This is a genomic window from Bosea sp. 685, assembly GCF_031884435.1.
Classification (GTDB): domain Bacteria; phylum Pseudomonadota; class Alphaproteobacteria; order Rhizobiales; family Beijerinckiaceae; genus Allobosea.
This window is the reverse complement of the sequence record NZ_CP134779.1, coordinates 3,393,897-3,407,720: the sequence shown is the minus strand read 5'-3', so window position 1 is coordinate 3,407,720 and position 13,824 is coordinate 3,393,897. Positions and strand designations below refer to the sequence as shown.

At 66.6% G+C, this 13,824-nt stretch carries 13 protein-coding genes; 9 read left to right on the top strand and 4 right to left on the bottom strand.

The window, feature by feature from the left end; genetic code table 11:
• Nucleotides 1-6: 6 nt before the first annotated feature.
• Together RMR04_RS17330 and hemB are read right to left on the bottom strand one after the other, a co-directional pair.
• A complete protein-coding gene (locus RMR04_RS17330) occupies nt 7-1,356 on the bottom strand; it encodes a branched-chain amino acid ABC transporter permease (RefSeq protein ID WP_311909573.1) in 1,350 nt (449 codons plus the stop codon).
• A 179-nt stretch (nt 1,357-1,535) separates the two neighbouring features.
• Nucleotides 1,536-2,600 (bottom strand): porphobilinogen synthase, encoded by a 1,065-nt coding sequence (gene hemB, locus RMR04_RS17325; RefSeq protein WP_410492130.1) that lies wholly within the window; start codon nt 2,598-2,600, stop codon nt 1,536-1,538.
• A gap of 199 nt (nt 2,601-2,799) precedes the next feature.
• Between hemB and RMR04_RS17320 the strand changes: the two genes are divergently transcribed.
• The 4 genes from RMR04_RS17320 (at nt 2,800) to RMR04_RS17305 (ending at nt 6,650) form a co-directional block, all read left to right on the top strand.
• A complete protein-coding gene (locus RMR04_RS17320; protein ID WP_311909572.1) occupies nt 2,800-3,855 on the top strand; it encodes an enoyl-CoA hydratase/isomerase family protein in 1,056 nt (351 codons plus the stop codon).
• A 2-nt stretch (nt 3,856-3,857) separates the two neighbouring features.
• A complete protein-coding gene (locus tag RMR04_RS17315) occupies nt 3,858-4,301 on the top strand; it encodes a DUF6163 family protein (RefSeq protein ID WP_311909571.1) in 444 nt (147 codons plus the stop codon).
• 270 nt (nt 4,302-4,571) lie between these two features.
• On the top strand, nt 4,572-5,084 hold the full coding sequence (gene ldtR, locus RMR04_RS17310) for a transcriptional regulator LdtR (RefSeq protein WP_310151290.1): 513 nt from the start codon (nt 4,572-4,574) through the stop codon (nt 5,082-5,084).
• Nucleotides 5,085-5,408: 324 nt separating this feature from the next.
• A complete protein-coding gene (locus RMR04_RS17305) occupies nt 5,409-6,650 on the top strand; it encodes a L,D-transpeptidase family protein (protein WP_311909570.1) in 1,242 nt (413 codons plus the stop codon).
• 168 nt (nt 6,651-6,818) lie between these two features.
• Here RMR04_RS17305 and nhaA read toward each other — a convergent pair whose 3' ends face one another.
• Nucleotides 6,819-8,018, bottom strand: a complete 1,200-nt coding sequence (nhaA, locus tag RMR04_RS17300; RefSeq protein WP_311909569.1) for a Na+/H+ antiporter NhaA — start codon at nt 8,016-8,018, stop codon at nt 6,819-6,821.
• Between the two features lie 136 nt (nt 8,019-8,154).
• Nucleotides 8,155-9,447: an MFS transporter gene (locus RMR04_RS17295; protein WP_311909568.1), complete on the bottom strand. Its 1,293-nt coding sequence runs from the start codon at nt 9,445-9,447 to the stop codon at nt 8,155-8,157.
• Nucleotides 9,448-9,516: 69 nt separating this feature from the next.
• Here RMR04_RS17295 and RMR04_RS17290 point away from each other — a divergent pair, with 69 nt between their 5' ends.
• The 5 genes from RMR04_RS17290 to RMR04_RS17270 all read left to right on the top strand — a co-directional run bounded on the left by RMR04_RS17290 (nt 9,517) and on the right by RMR04_RS17270 (nt 13,819).
• Nucleotides 9,517-9,972 carry a helix-turn-helix domain-containing protein gene (locus tag RMR04_RS17290; RefSeq protein WP_311915868.1) on the top strand — a complete coding sequence of 152 codons (456 nt, stop codon included), beginning with the start codon at nt 9,517-9,519 and terminating at the stop codon, nt 9,970-9,972.
• 133 nt (nt 9,973-10,105) lie between these two features.
• On the top strand, nt 10,106-11,404 hold the full coding sequence (glyA, locus tag RMR04_RS17285; protein ID WP_311909567.1) for a serine hydroxymethyltransferase: 1,299 nt from the start codon (nt 10,106-10,108) through the stop codon (nt 11,402-11,404).
• Between the two features lie 144 nt (nt 11,405-11,548).
• Nucleotides 11,549-12,046, top strand: coding sequence for a transcriptional regulator NrdR (nrdR, locus tag RMR04_RS17280; protein WP_311909566.1), 498 nt, complete (start codon nt 11,549-11,551; stop codon nt 12,044-12,046).
• On the top strand, nt 12,039-13,172 hold the full coding sequence (gene ribD, locus RMR04_RS17275) for a bifunctional diaminohydroxyphosphoribosylaminopyrimidine deaminase/5-amino-6-(5-phosphoribosylamino)uracil reductase RibD (RefSeq protein ID WP_311909565.1): 1,134 nt from the start codon (nt 12,039-12,041) through the stop codon (nt 13,170-13,172). The genes nrdR and ribD overlap by 8 nt, the downstream gene beginning before the upstream one ends.
• Complete coding sequence (locus tag RMR04_RS17270; RefSeq protein WP_311909564.1) at nt 13,172-13,819, top strand: riboflavin synthase; 648 nt, start codon at nt 13,172-13,174, stop codon at nt 13,817-13,819. The genes ribD and RMR04_RS17270 overlap by 1 nt, the downstream gene beginning before the upstream one ends.
• Nucleotides 13,820-13,824: the final 5 nt, after the last annotated feature.

Here is a 13,824-nt window from a genome sequence, read left to right as displayed (position 1 = left end):
TTCCGTTCAGACATGTCGTGGCGCCAGCGCGCTGTCGCCGAAAAAACCGCCGGGGCGCAGGACCAGCACGACGGCGAGCAGGGCGTAGACCGCGATGTCGCGTTGTTCGAGCGGCATGGTCGAGGACCAGACCACCTCGAAGATCGCGATGCAAATTCCGCCGGCCGCCGCGCCCGCGACCGAGCCGATACCGCCGAGAATGGCGGCGACCAGCGCCTTCAGCCCCAGGGTGAAACCGCCGGCAAAACCCATGCCGCCATAGACGGCGGTCACGGTCACACCGGCGATGCCGCAGGCGGCGCAGGCCAGGATCAACGCCTTGTCGTGGATGGCTTGCGCATCGACCCCGAACAGGGCAGCCGTGCGGGCGTCGTCCGAGACCGCCCGCCAGGCCCGGCCATAGGCGGAGAGCCTGATCAACAGCACGAGGCCAAGCGCGGCCGCCAGGCCGATCACGGCCAGGACGAGGCCCAGCGGCGTCATCGTGACGATGAAGCTGCCCGCTTTGGCCAGCGACCAGGGTTCGTTGAAGACCGGCGGCAGCCAGCGCAATTCCGGGCCTTGCGCGAGCCGCAGATACTCCGACAGCGCGATGGCAAGCCCGATCGTGGCGATCAGCATCTGCTGGCCCGTGGCGCGCGCGAGCGGGCGCAGAATGAAGCGCCCCATGGCGAAGCCATGAAAGGCGCAGACGGCGATCGCGACCGCAAAGGCGATGGCGAGCCCGGAGGCCGGCGTCGACAACGACAGCGAGAGGATCAGCGCGACGCCGACCACGCTCGCCAACGCGCCCAGTGCCGCGAACTCGCCGAAGCTCAGGATGATGCGCCCGGTCAGCCCGTAGATCAGCGCATAGGCCGAGGCGAGCAGCGTGTAGATCGCGGCCGAGGGCAGGGCGCTCAGCCCCTGCTGCAGGCCATAGGCCAGAGCGGGTGGGATCTCCGGCAGATCCTCCGTGCGTGGCGCTCCGGGGTCGACAGGCGGCTCGGCGCGATCCTCGAGATAGAAGCGCCGCAGCAGGTAGAAGCTGGCGTCGCTCATCGGCCGGCCGTCGGAGGCGATGCCGATCAGGGCGCCGCGCTGGAGGCCCGCGCCTTCGCCGGCGAAGAGACAGTCGATGCTGCGCCGCCGTGCGGCACCGCTCCCGGTCTGAGCCCGGTAGAGGATGCGCAGCGCGTTGGCGCGCGGGCCTGCGGCAGTCCCGTCGATCGCGATCTCCGTGCCAGGCGGGTTCAGCGGCGGAATTGCCTCACGGCAGAGCCGCTGCTGATCTGTGTCGAAGCTCTCGCTGCAGCCAGCAAGGGCCAGGACGAGCAGAATCGGGACGAGCAGAATCGGCGGGAGGAAAGGGCGCATGTCGCGCTACGCTAGCGCGGGCTAACTGCCGGTGTCATCCCGTGCGCATTGCGGCGCGAAGTCCCGCGATGCAGACACGGGACCGCCAGCAGAACTGGCCACCTTCCCGCCACGCGGTCCCGCATCTGCGCAGCAGCACTGCGTGCCGCGGCGCGTGCGGGATGACACCCTCCGCCCGCTCAGCCGCCGGCCTTCAGGATCTCCGCCACCCGCGGCGCGAAATAGGTCAGCACCCCGTCGGCGCCTGCGCGCTTGAAGGCCGTCAGGCTCTCCAGCATCGCCCTGTCGCCATCGAGCCAGCCATTCAGGGAAGCGGCCATGATCATCGCGTACTCGCCCGACACCTGGTAGGCGAAGGTCGGCACGCGAAAATGGTCCTTCACCCGTGCGATGATGTCGAGATAGGGCAGGCCCGGCTTGATCATCACCATGTCGGCGCCTTCTTCGAGATCGAGCGCGACTTCGGCGATCGCCTCGTCGGAATTGGCCGGGTCCATCTGATAGGTGCGCTTGTCGCCAATCAATGTGGCGTTGGTGCCGATTGCGTCGCGGAACGGCCCGTAATAGGCCGAGGCGTATTTCGCCGCGTAGGACATGATTTGCACCTCCTCATGGCCGGAGGTGTCGAGCGCGGCGCGGATGGCGGCGACGCGTCCATCCATCATGTCGGAGGGCGCGATCACATCGGCGCCGGCATCGGCCAGGGCAAGCGCCTGCTGCGTCAGGATGTGGACGCTGGCGTCGTTCAGGATCCTCTCGCCCTCCATCACGCCGTCATGGCCATGGGAGGTGTAGGGGTCGAGCGCCGCGTCGCAGATGATGCCGATCTGCGGCACCTCGGCCTTGATCGCGCGCACGGCGCGGCACATCAGATTGCGCGTGTTCAGCGCCTCGGTCGCGGTCGCGTCGCGCAGGCTCTTCTCGACGAAGGGGAAGGGCGCGATCGCGGGAATGCCGAGGCTTGCCGCGTGAGCGGCCTGGCGCACCGCCTCTTCGATATTGAGTCGGTCGACACCCGGCATCCAGGCGATCGCGCTGCGCGCCTGCGACGAATCGATCAGGAACAGCGGCCAGATCAGGTCGTTGGTGGTCAGCACGCTCTCGCGCACCAGCCGGCGCGACCAATCCGCCTTGCGGTTGCGCCGCATGCGCCGCGTCAGCCCAAGCGAGTCGATCCTTTGCGCGGACGCCTCGTCCTGCCGCGCCTGCGGGGCGGGAAACGGCTGCACAACCCGAAATGCCATGGAAGTTCTCTCCGCCCCGCCGATCGCGGGATGTTGGATTTCACCGACTTTAGCACATCGGAACGGTTCCAAAACAGGGCGGTGGTCGCAAGGCCTGGATGCGCCGGGCGCGGCTGCGCGTTGACAAGCCCGCCCGGCGCAGCCCAGAACCGCCGCGAAACGTGCAAGGGCCGCGAAACGCGCAAGGGATGACTGCCGCATGTCGCAGGACGCCGAGATCATCTGCGAGGTGCGCGGCGCGGCCGGCGTCGTCGTCCTCAATCGCCCCAAGGCGCTGAACGCGCTGAGCCTTGGCATGGTGCGCAAGCTCGCTCATGCACTCGATGCCTGGGAGCGCGATCCGCAGGTGACGCGCGTCGTGGTGACGAGCGCCAGCGAGAAGGCCTTCTCCGCCGGCGGCGATATCAGGCATCTGCACGACCTCGGCCGTGAAGGGCGCCATGCCGAGATGCTGACCTTCTGGCGCGAGGAGTACATCCTCAACGCCCGCATCAAGAGTTATCCGAAGCCCTATGTCTCGCTGATCGACGGCATCGTCATGGGCGGCGGTGTCGGCATCTCGCTGCATGGCAGCCATCGCATCGCCGGCGAACGCTATCTCTTCGCCATGCCGGAGGTCGGCATCGGCTTCTTCCCCGATGTCGGGGCGACCTATGCGCTGCCGCGACTGCTGGGCGCCAGCGGCATCTATCTGGCGCTGACGGGCGATCGCGTCGGCGCGGCCGATGCGCTGGCGCTCGGCCTTGCCACCCACGCCGTGCCGAGCGCAGGGATGGCCGAACTGGCGGATGCGCTGACGAAGCCAGGCGCGCTCGATGAGATTCTCGCCGGCTTCGCCTCCGATCCGGGGCCGGCCAAGCTCGCGGCTGACCGGGCGATCATCGCCGACTGCTTCGGCGCCCCGGATCTCGCCGCGATCCGCGCGAAGCTAACTGCCGCCACTGAGGGCGGCAGCGCATTCGCCGCCAAGGTCCAGCAGACGCTCGCCACCAAATCGCCGACCAGCATCGCGCTCGCCTTCGAGCAGATGCGGCGCGGGCCTGATCTCGATTTCGCCCAGGCGATGCAGACCGAGTTCCGCATCGTCTCGCGGATCGTGCGCGGCCATGACTTCTATGAAGGCGTGCGCGCGGTCGTTGTCGACAAGGACCATGCGCCGGTCTGGGAGCCGGCTTCGCTGGAGGCGGTCTCGCCCTCTGCGATCGAGGCCTATTTCGCGCCGCTCGGCGCGGACGAACTTGCGCTGGAATCCTGAGGATGGGTTTGGGCGGCGATGGCGAGCCGATGCTCGGCGCGCAAGCGGCGTCGGGGGGCGGCGTGCGCGCCCGGGCGACGCGCTGGCGGCTCGTGCTCGTCTGGCTCCTGCGCCTGCTCTCGGTGGCCTGGATGGCCAAGGGGTTGCTCGCCTGGGCCGTGATCTTCGGCGTGGGCATCGAGGACACGCCGTTCGAGGCGAGGCTGCTCAGCTTCCAGGCGATCATCGTCTATTTCGCGGTGATCGATCTCGTCGCCGCCGTCGGCCTCTGGCTGACCAGCACATGGGGTGGCGTGCTCTGGCTGCTGGCGGCGATCAGCCAGCTCCTGCTCGGCTTCTTCTTCCCGCGGCTCTTGCCGATGACGCCGCCGATGATCGGCACCTATGTCGCGCTGGTCCTGGCCTATTTCCTGGCGACCTGGCTCGCCGAGAACGAGAACTCCTGAGCCCGCGCGTCGGCGATCCTGCATCGACTTGCCCCGAAAACCGGTTCCCACTTGTCGGGCCGATGCCTGGCCAACGGATCGACTCCGTCGAGTCATGGTAACAAACGCTTTAGCTTAAGCGTTTCTGGCTTCACTTTGGATTCACCGAAACGGCTAAATCTCTGATTCATCCTGATATTTAAACTCGTTTTCATTCGCGCTGCCTATGGTGTTCTTCAGAAGCGGACCGGGAGAAAAATCCCGGCCGATAGACAACAGGCGAGATATACCATGAAAGCGAGCGTAAAGACTGCGGCTGTTGCCGTGGCCGGCGATGTTGATCTCAAGGTGAAGCCTCTCTACCTTGAGTCCCTCACCCTGGTGGAGCGGCTGCATCGCCGCCTGCTCGACGTCATCAAGGATGAGTTCGAGCGCCGCAACCGTGATGACGTCAACAGCGTCCAGGCACTGCTGCTCTACAATATCGGCGATGCCGAGCTGAGCGCCAGCGAACTCAGGACGCGCGGCTACTATCTCGGTTCGAACGTCTCCTACAACGTCAAGAAGCTGGTCGAGCTGGGCTACCTGCACCATGCCCGCTCGCGGATCGACCGGCGCTCGGTCCGGATCAGCCTCACCGAGAAGGGCACGGAAGTGCACAATCTCGTGAAGGGCGTCTACGACAAGCATGTTCAGACGGTCGAGCAGATCGGCGGCATCGCCTCGGACGACTTCGAGCGCATGAACAACGCGCTGCTCCGGCTGGAGCGCTTCTGGACCGACCAGATCCGCTACAAGCTCTGAAAAACGCGGCCAACCGGCTCTTCGTGAGCCGTTTCCGCGCCCGAGCGCCTCTACCGCTCCGGTCTCGATCGTGCCGGAGCTGCCCGGGTGCATGCCAAATCTGTTGCACTGGGGCCACGGCGCCTGATCCTCTTCGCCGAATACTGGTCATGCATGGCGCTGAATGTGGCCATGCCCTAAAAATGCCTCGCTCATCACAAGACGTTAACCGTGGTAAGAGAGCGTAGTTCATAGAACCGGCGCTCGCTAATGGCGGGCGGCTTCTGTGCTGCGCTTGCGCTGTGCCCAGCGTTGGTCCGGGCCGTGATGAGGATGAGGGATACGATGTCGAATTTGAGCCTGACCCGCCGCGAGACCGTGCTCGCGTTGCTTTCGGGCGCTGCGACAACCGCAGCCTTGCCAGCGTTCGCCCAGCAGGCGGAATGGCGTCAGAGCTATGATTCCGGGGCGCGCAACGCGGTTGCCCGATCCCATACCCCGATGCTCTCGCCGGAATCGCTGCAGGCGACTGAGGCTGCGATCGTCGCCTATCGCGATCTCGCGTCCCGCGGCGGCTGGCCGATGCTCCAGCTTAGCGACAAGATGAGCGTCGGCTCGAGCGGTCCCGGCGTCGTCGCACTGCGGCAGCGCCTGGTGATCACCGGCGATCTCGACGCCAATGCCGGCACCAGCAACGTCTATGACTCCTATGTCGAGGCCGGCGTGCGCAACTTCCAGGCCCGGGTCGGCCTCTCGACCACCGGCGCCATCAACCGCGCCACGGTGGCGGCGCTCAACGTGCCGATCGACCGGCGCATCCGCCAGCTGGAGACCAATGTGGTCCGGCTGCGCACCTGGTCGGGTAATCTCGGCAACCGCTATGTCGTGGCCAATATCCCGGCCGCTCTGGTCGAGACGGTCGAGAACGGCGTGGTCGCGACCCGCCATGCCGCGGGCGTCGGCAAGATCGACCGGCAGTCGCCGCTGCTGCAGACCAAGATCCCCGAGGTCAACTTCAACCCGACCTGGACCGTGCCGGCTTCGATCATCCGCAAGGATCTGATCCCGAAGATGCGCAAGGAGCCAGGCTATCTGGCCGAGAGCCGGATCCGCATCATCGGCCCCAATGGTGAGATTCAGCCCTCGCAGGTCAACTGGAACTCCGACGAGGCGACGCGCTACACCTTCCGGCAAGACCCCGGCGGCGACTTCAATTCGCTCGGCGTCGTCCGCATCAACATTCCAAGCCCCTATGGCGTCTACATGCACGACACGCCGGCGAAGGGCATCTTCGGCGACGATTTTCGCTTCGTTTCCTCCGGCTGCATGCGCGTCCAGAACGTCCGCGACTATGTCGCCTGGCTGCTCAAGGACACCCCCGGCTGGGACCGCGCCAAGATCGACGCCACGATCGCATCGGGCGAGCGCATCAATGCGCGCATTAGCACCCCGGTGCCGTGCTACTGGGTCTATGTCACCGCCTGGGCGACGCCCGATGGCGGCGTGCAGTTCCGCGACGACATCTACAACAAGGATGGTCTCGCACCGGCCCCCGTGGCCCTGCTTAGCGGCGACAAGGACATCTGAGGCCAGGATATCTGAAGGTCACAGCGCCCGAGATATCGCCTTTCCTCATCTGCAAGGCCCCGGACCGAACAGTCCGGGGCCTTTTTGTTCGTAAGGCGCTGCCGGTTTGTGCGGGCCTATAGTCTTGGTTCGGAGTGACGGCACGTTTCCGCGCCAATGAAGCATGGCCTAGATGGTGGCCTTACGCTGCCCTGCGAGCTTGAGCACGAAGGCTCCCGCCAGCGCCGAGATGACCGAGCCGAGCAGCACGCCGATCTTGGTGGCGTCGCCGAGTTCGGGGTTGCCGGGGAAGGCCAGTGCCCCGATGAACAGGCTCATGGTGAAGCCGATGCCGCAGAGCAGGGCGACGCCGTAGAGCTGCGCGAAATTCGCCTTGGCCGGCATCGCTCCGAGCCCGGCCTTCACCGCGGCCCAGGCGAAGCCGAAGACGCCGATCTGCTTGCCGATGAAGAGGCCGAGCGCGATGCCCAGCGGCACTGGGGCCAGCGCGCTCGCCGGCGTCATCCCTGCGAAGGAAACGCCGGCATTGGCGAAGCCGAAGATCGGCACGATCAGATAGGACACCCAAGGGTGCAGGCCGTGCTCGAGCCTATGCAGCGGCGAATGCTCGGGTTCGTCGCTGTCTGAGCCGTCGCCGATCGGGATGGTCAAGGCCAGGGCGACGCCGGCGAGCGTGGCGTGGATGCCCGACTTCAGCACGAAGAACCAGAGCAGGGCGCCGATGGCCAGATAGACCGGCAGGCGCGTCACGTTCAGGCGGTTGAGGACGATGAGCCCGGCGATGCACAGAGCCGCGAGCCCCAGCATCGGCAGCGACAGATCGCTGGTGTAGAACAGCGCGATGATCGCGACCGCGCCGAGATCGTCGAGGATCGCCAGCGCCGTCAGGAATATCTTGAGCGAGACCGGCACGCGCGGGCCGAGCAAGGCCAGGACGCCGAGCGCGAAGGCAATGTCGGTCGCGGCGGGAATGGCCCAGCCGCGCATCGCGACCGCATCGCCGCGCGTCAAAGCGAGATAGATCAGCGCCGGGACGACCATGCCGCCCAGCGCTGCGATGCCGGGCAGGGCCCTGCGCGACCAGGAGGAGAGCTGCCCCTCCAGGAACTCGCGCTTGATCTCCAGCCCGACGAGCAGGAAGAACACGGCCATCAGCGCGTCATTGACCCAGTGCAGCACGCTCAAGCCCCCGACATAGGCGGAGAGCACCCCGAAATAAGCGGGCGCGGCCGGTGAGTTCGCGATGACGAGGGCAAGCGCCGCCACCCCCATCAGCAGGACACCGCCTGCCGCTTCGCTGGCGAGAAAGGCGCTCAGCGGGGAGCGCCGGGCGGGCGCGGAAGAGCTGTTGGCTGTATCCGGGGTCACGATCGTGCGGCTCCTCAGCTGCGGCGTCCGCCTTTCTGAAGGGTGCGCGCGCTCATGTCACCCCGCACCGCGCTTGGAGAGTGCCTCGGCCACGGCAAAGGCTCACCGCGTGCCGGCCGATCGTCGACCACGCTCCTCATGGCAATGACGATCGCGGCGAGACCGGCATCCGCTTCGATGTGAGAGCCGAGCGCAGGTTCAGCCAGCTCAGCACGCCAACCGCTCCCGCCGCGACCGCCATCGCCATGAGGAGCAGGGCGGTGCCGTGGAACAGCCCGTCAAAGCCGTAGCGTGCGATCAGCGGCGTGCCCAGGAGCGGCGAGCAGAACTGGCCTATGAAGACGGAGGTGGTCAGCAGTCCCCCTGCCAGCCCTCTGCGCCGGAGCGGCGCGAGACCCAGCGTCAGCGCGATGAAGCAGGGCGAGACCAGAGCGTAGCCTGTGCCGATCGCCGCGGTTGCCGCGAAGGTGGAGGCCGTCGTGGCAAAGGGGAGCAGCAGGAAGCCGAGCGCCATCGCGACGTAGCCCATGGCAAAAATGCCGAGATGGCCGATCGCGCGCTGGATTCGCGGGTAGAGCAGGGCAAAACCGCCGCCCGACAGCATCAGGACGCCCAGTGCCGCGCCGGTCATGGCCGCGCTGTTATAGCCTCGCTCCTCCAGGAGGAACGACAATTGGGTCGGCATGACGAAGAAGATCATGTTGGTCAGCGCCTGCAAGAGAACCAGCAAAGCGAGGCGCGCGCGCCAGGGCGGGTGTCCCGCGGCGCTGTCCGCCGGCTTGGCGCCGCGGGAGTGCGCTGATCGGGGCGGATCGACGATCGCGATCCACATCAGCGGCAGGAAGGCGGCGGCGAGGCCATAGATGGCGAAGGGCAGGCGCGGCGAGAGCGTCGCGCCCCAGCCTGCAAGCGAGATGAAGATAAGGCCGCCGAAATTGCGCGCCGAAATCTGCAGGCTTGTCAGTGCGCTGCGGTCCTTTCCGGTGAAATAGTCCCCGACCAGGGCGGTTTGCGCGGTCATGATCAAGGCGACCGCGATGCCGAGCACGAGGCGGCTGGCGAAGATCGTCGGGAGATCGGGCAGGACGAGGCCGGCGCATCCGGCGATCACGAAAAGGATCGTGCCGGAGAGCAGCATCGCGCGTCGTCCGAACCGGTCGGCCACCAGCCCGGCGAGCGGCGCGCAGAGGGCGACGCTGAGCGCCGGCGCCGGCACCAGCAGCCGCGTCAGCATCGCGGCGTTCGGATCGCCCGAGAACAATCGCTCGAGCCCGGGCAGGGCCGGGCTGATCGTGGCGTTGGCCATCGTGGTGAGCGATGCCGCCATCAGTAGCGCAACAGTGCGCCGGTCCCGCCAGATCGGGTGCGGCGGCGTGGCACGAAAATCTTGCGTGGCGCGAAGTTCTTGCGTGGCGCGAAGTTCCTGCATGGCTTTTCCCTCTTGCTGAAATCCAGCGTTCGGGTGAGTCTACAAGTTCAAGTCAACTTGAGGTCAAGCATGCCGATTCTGGATATCGGGGAGGTGGCCCAACGCTCGGGCGTGTCGGCCTCGACGCTGCGCTATTACGAGGAGATCGGCCTGATCGATTCGCTCGGACGGCGCGGATTGCGCCGGCAATTCGATGCCGACGTGCTCCTGAAATTGTCGCTCATCGGTCTCGGCAAGGCGGCGGGCTTCTCGCTGGTCGAGATCGCGGGCCTGTTCGGACAGGACGGCCGGCCCGATCTTCCCCGGGCCCGGTTTCACGCAAAGGCGGACGAATTGCAGCGCCAGATCGTCGATCTCAGCGCTCTGCGCGACATGCTGCGCCATATCGCTGACTGCCCCGCGCCGACGCATCTGGAATGCCCAACCTTCCGTGGGCTCCTGAAGTCGGCCTCGCGGGGGACGCTCGTCACCCATCCTTCTCTTGGGGAGGCCGGGAAAGGTCTGAAGCCGGCGCGGCGACGCTGACATCCCAGAGCGCGGCGATGGGCCATCCTGTTAGCCGCACCATCTATCGCTTGGACAGATTTCCACCCCATGATACGGGACGCGGCAACGGGACCGGGCCGTGCGCGGCCACCTTTTACAGCAGGAGCCGGATATGACCGAAGCCGCGAGCGACAAGCATTTCTCGAACTCCTTCTTCGCTGCCTCGCTTGCCGATAGCGACCCCGAGATCGCCCGTGCCATCGAGCTCGAGCTCGGTCGCCAGCGCGACGAGATCGAGCTGATCGCCTCCGAGAACATCGTCTCGCGCGCCGTGCTGGAGGCGCAGGGCTCGGTGATGACCAATAAGTATGCCGAGGGCTATGTCGGCCGGCGCTATTATGGCGGCTGCCAGTTCGTCGACATCGCCGAGAAGCTTGCGATCGAGCGCGCCTGCCGGCTGTTCGACTGCGGGTTCGCCAATGTCCAGCCGAACTCCGGTAGCCAGGCCAACCAGGCCGTGTTCATGGCGCTGATGCAGCCCGGCGACACCTTCATGGGCCTCGACCTCGCCGCCGGCGGTCACCTGACCCACGGCGCCCCGGTCAACCAGTCCGGCAAGTGGTTCAAAGTTGTGCCCTATGGCGTCTGCGTCGTCGACCAGACCATCGACTATGATGCGATGGAGCGCCTCGCCGTCGAGAACAAGCCGAAGCTGATCGTCGCCGGCGGCTCGGCCTATGCCCGGCACTGGGACTTCGCCCGCTTCCGTGAGATCGCCGACAAGGTCGGCGCCTATTTCATGGTCGATATCGCGCATTTCGCCGGACTGGTCGCGGGTGGCGCGCATCCCTCGCCATTTCCGCACGCCCATGTCGTCACCACCACCACGCACAAGACCCTGCGCGGCCCGCGCGGCGGCATGGTGCTGACCAATGACGAGGCGATCGCCAAGAAGATCAACTCGGCCGTCTTCCCCGGCATCCAGGGCGGACCTTTGATGCATGTCATCGCCGCCAAGGCGGTCTCCTTCCAGGAGGCGCTGCAGCCCGAGTTCAAGATCTATGCCCGCGCCGTCGTAGCCAACGCAAAGGCGCTGGCGGAGACGCTGAAGAGCAAGGGCTTCGACCTCGTCACCGGCGGCACCGACAACCATCTGATGCTGGTCGATCTGCGCTCCAAGAAGGTCACCGGCAAGGCGGCCGAGGCCGCTCTCGGCCGCGCCCACATCACCTGCAACAAGAACGGCATCCCCTTCGATCCGGAGAAGCCGATGGTCACCTCGGGCATCCGCCTGGGCACGCCGGCTGCGACCTCGCGCGGCTTCGGCGTCGCCGAGTTCAAGAAGGTCGGCGAGCTGATCGCCGAGGTACTGGACGGGCTTGCGGCGAATGGCGAAGCCGGCAACGGCGCGGTTGAAGAGGCCGTCAAGGCCAAGGCGCATGAGCTGACGGCGCGCTTCCCGATCTATTGAGGCAGCGCTAGAGCCGGATCCGATCAGGTCGGGTCGACCTGATCGGATCCGGCTCTCATTATTTGATAGAGAACGCATTATCCGATCAGGTTGCAGCAACCTGATCGGCGCGTGCTCTAGGACTGACGAAAGAAAGAGGCCGCCATGCGCTGTCCCTATTGCGGCTCTCTCGACACGCAGGTGAAGGACTCCCGTCCAACCGACGACCACGCCTCGATTCGCCGTCGTCGCGTTTGTCCCGATTGCGGCGGGCGCTTCACCACCTTCGAGCGCGTGCAATTGCGCGAGCTCGTCGTGGTCAAGCGCTCGGGCCGGCGCACCGCCTTCGACCGCGACAAATTGCAGACCTCGATCGAGGTCGCGCTGCGCAAGCGCCCGGTCGCGCCGGAGCGGATCGAGCGCATGGTCAACGGCATCGTGCGCCAGCTCGAAAGCTCGGGCGAGGGCGAAATCCCGAGCTCGACCGTCGGCGAACTGGTGATGGAAGGGCTGAAATCGCTCGACGACGTCGCCTATGTCCGCTTCGCCTCGGTCTATCGCAATTTCCGCGAAGCCCGCGATTTCGAGGAGATCCTGGGCCAGCTCAATGCCGATGACGAGGACGGCGCGAGCGCGCCGCCGCCTGCCCGCAACGATGACTGACCAGGCCGCGATCGACCGCGCCTTCATGCGCCAGGCGCTGGATTTCGGCGCGCGCGGGCAAGGCACAACAGCAACCAATCCTTGCGTCGGCGCCATCGTCACGCAGGATAGCGCGGATGGCCCCGTGATCGTGGCCCGCGGCCACACCCAGCCCGGTGGCCGGCCACACGGCGAGGCGAACGCCTTCGACCGCGCCGGACCGAACGCCGCGGCCGGCGGCACGCTCTATGTCACGCTCGAGCCCTGTTCGCATCGCACCATCCGCGCCGCGACGCCTTGCGTCGAGCGCTCGATCCTGGCCGGCGTGAAGCGTGTCGTGGCGGCCATGGCCGATCCCAATCCACGTTTTCGCGGGCTCGGTTTTGCATTGCTGCGGACTGCGGGCATCAGCGTCACCACGGGCGTGCTGGAGGCGCAGGCTCAACGGACCCATCGCGGCTACGTGCTGCGGGTGACGCAGGGACGCCCCATGGTGACGTTCAAGGTCGCCCGTACCAGGGATGGCTATGCTGGCGGGGCGGAGGGGGTGCGCATTGCCGTATCCTGTCCTGCGGCGTCGGCCTGGGTCCATCTCCAGCGGGCGCATTACGACGCGATCATGCTCGGCATCGGCTCGGTGCTCGTCGACGATCCGCTGCTGACCGTGCGCCTGCCCGGCATGGCCGGACGCTCGCCGATCAGGGTCGTGCTGGATTCGCAGTTGCGGCTGCCGCTGTCGTCCCAGCTCGTCGCCACAGTGGGCGAGGTGCCGGTCTGGGTCGTGGCGACGGAGGCCGCTCCCATCGCGCGTGAGAGGGCGCTGGTCGCGGCCGGCGTCGAGGTCATGCGCGTCTCGGCCGGTGCTGACGGTCATCTCGATCTGACCGAGATGCTCCAACTGCTGGGAACGCGCGGCATCAACCGCGTCTTTTCCGAGGGTGGGCCGACCATTGGCGAGAAACTCGCCCTTGCCGGATTCGCCGATGAGGTCATTGTTTCGACCTCTCCGAAATCGCTGGGCCACCCCGGCATCATTGCCGTGCGTCCAGGCCTTGCGGCTATGCTGGCTGATCCCGATCTCTATCGCCTTGCCGATAGCGGCCTGATCGGCCACGACCATTTCGAGCATTTCACGAGGGTTTTCTGATGTTCACCGGCATCGTCACCGCCATCGGCACCGTCGTGGAAGCTGAGGCCAAGGGGCCCAGCCTGAAACGGCTTGCCATCGCCAGCCCCTATGACGCAGCCGGCATCGAGATCGGCGCCTCGATCGCCTGCGCCGGCGTCTGCCTGACAGTCACGGGCCTGCGGCCGCGCGGCGACGGCGAGCCCGGCTGCATCTTCCAGGTCGAGGCGGCGGCGGAGACGCTGTCCAAGACGCTGGTGGGCGACTGGGCGCCCGGCACCCGGATCAATCTCGAGCGCTCGCTCAAGGTCGGCGACGAGCTCGGAGGCCATCTCGTCACTGGCCATGTCGATGGCGTCGCCACGATCCTGAAGATCGATCCGATCGAGGCCGATCCCGACGAACAATGGGGCGCGACCGCACGTTTCCATATCCGCGCGCCGCAAGGGCTCGCCGCCTTCATCGCGACCAAGGGCTCGATCTGCCTCGACGGCACTTCGCTCACCGTCAACAGCGTCGAGGACGATGTCTTCACCGTGCTGCTGATTCCGCACTCCTTCAGTGTCACCACCTGGGGGCAGCGCAAGGCGGGCGATCCCATCCATCTCGAGGTCGATCTGATGGCGCGCTACGCCGCGCGGCTTGCAGAGGCGCGCCCGCAGGGCTAAGAGCC

Excerpts from the sequence above, each read along its gene's own strand:
- RMR04_RS17330 (WP_311909573.1), bottom strand. The coding sequence starts at position 1,356 with ATGCGCCCTTTCCTCCCGCCGATTCTGCTCGTCCCGATTCTGCTCGTC.
- hemB (WP_410492130.1), bottom strand. The coding sequence starts at position 2,600 with ATGGCATTTCGGGTTGTGCAGCCGTTTCCCGCCCCGCAGGCGCGGCAG.
- RMR04_RS17320 (WP_311909572.1), top strand. The coding sequence starts at position 2,800 with ATGTCGCAGGACGCCGAGATCATCTGCGAGGTGCGCGGCGCGGCCGGC.
- RMR04_RS17315 (WP_311909571.1), top strand. The coding sequence starts at position 3,858 with ATGGGTTTGGGCGGCGATGGCGAGCCGATGCTCGGCGCGCAAGCGGCG.
- ldtR (WP_310151290.1), top strand. The coding sequence starts at position 4,572 with ATGAAAGCGAGCGTAAAGACTGCGGCTGTTGCCGTGGCCGGCGATGTT.
- RMR04_RS17305 (WP_311909570.1), top strand. The coding sequence starts at position 5,409 with ATGTCGAATTTGAGCCTGACCCGCCGCGAGACCGTGCTCGCGTTGCTT.
- RMR04_RS17295 (WP_311909568.1), bottom strand. The coding sequence starts at position 9,447 with ATGCAGGAACTTCGCGCCACGCAAGAACTTCGCGCCACGCAAGATTTT.
- RMR04_RS17290 (WP_311915868.1), top strand. The coding sequence starts at position 9,517 with ATGCCGATTCTGGATATCGGGGAGGTGGCCCAACGCTCGGGCGTGTCG.
- glyA (WP_311909567.1), top strand. The coding sequence starts at position 10,106 with ATGACCGAAGCCGCGAGCGACAAGCATTTCTCGAACTCCTTCTTCGCT.
- nrdR (WP_311909566.1), top strand. The coding sequence starts at position 11,549 with ATGCGCTGTCCCTATTGCGGCTCTCTCGACACGCAGGTGAAGGACTCC.
- ribD (WP_311909565.1), top strand. The coding sequence starts at position 12,039 with ATGACTGACCAGGCCGCGATCGACCGCGCCTTCATGCGCCAGGCGCTG.
- RMR04_RS17270 (WP_311909564.1), top strand. The coding sequence starts at position 13,172 with ATGTTCACCGGCATCGTCACCGCCATCGGCACCGTCGTGGAAGCTGAG.